Below are 292 nucleotides of genomic sequence, written 5' to 3'. Positions count from 1 at the left end.
ACTGCGTTTTAAGCGCTCACACTTGTCGGCTGTAAGAAAGACAGACTCAGGGGTCTGTAGCTCAGTCGGTTAGAGCACCGTCTTGATAAGGCGGGGGTCGATGGTTCGAATCCATCCAGACCCACCAACTGGTCTGACGGGCAGTCCCTTTGAGTTGTTTTGACTGGGGGATTAGCTCAGCTGGGAGAGCACCTGCTTTGCAAGCAGGGGGTCGTCGGTTCGATCCCGTCATCCTCCACCAATCTTCAATGCACAGCGTTCTGCAGCAGTCCGGCAGAGCCTTTTGCATTGG

Annotated in this window: 2 tRNA genes; both read left to right on the top strand. The window is 55.1% G+C overall.

The features are described from left to right. The first annotated feature begins 50 nt into the window (after nucleotides 1-50). Nucleotides 51-127 (top strand) — tRNA-Ile (locus tag VSR72_RS44115). A 38-nt stretch (nucleotides 128-165) separates the two neighbouring features. After that, nucleotides 166-241, top strand: a tRNA-Ala gene (locus VSR72_RS44110). The last annotated feature ends 51 nt before the right edge of the window (nucleotides 242-292 follow it).

The sequence above is a fragment of the Paraburkholderia sp. JHI869 genome, assembly GCF_038900775.1.
GTDB lineage: Bacteria > Pseudomonadota > Gammaproteobacteria > Burkholderiales > Burkholderiaceae > Paraburkholderia.
Note: the sequence above shows the minus strand (reverse complement) of the source record. Positions and strands in the feature narration are given on the sequence as shown.